Below are 229 nucleotides of genomic sequence, written 5' to 3'. Positions count from 1 at the left end.
GTTTTGGCAAGCCTAATACCATCTATAAAGCTTACCAGCGCTGGTTTCGTAGTAATAAGCTGATTACGCTGTTTGCTTTATTAATCAAAGACGCAGATCTTGAGTGGGTCTTCATTGATGGTACTCATATCAAGGCGCATCAGCACAGCAGTGGTGGCAATGAGAACCTACAATCCATTAGTAAAAGTGTGGCAGGACGCGCGACCAAGATTCACTTGGCAGTAGATGC

1 pseudogene is annotated in these 229 nt (G+C 44.5%); it reads left to right on the top strand.

Annotated elements, in window-relative coordinates:
* Nucleotides 1-229, top strand: a pseudogene (locus tag CXF58_RS01450) (IS5/IS1182 family transposase); the annotation flags it as partial.

The sequence above is a fragment of the Psychrobacter sp. Sarcosine-02u-2 genome, from assembly GCF_002836335.1.
GTDB classification, from domain to species: Bacteria; Pseudomonadota; Gammaproteobacteria; order Pseudomonadales; family Moraxellaceae; genus Psychrobacter; species Psychrobacter faecalis.
This window is presented reverse-complemented; position numbering and strand designations above follow the sequence as displayed.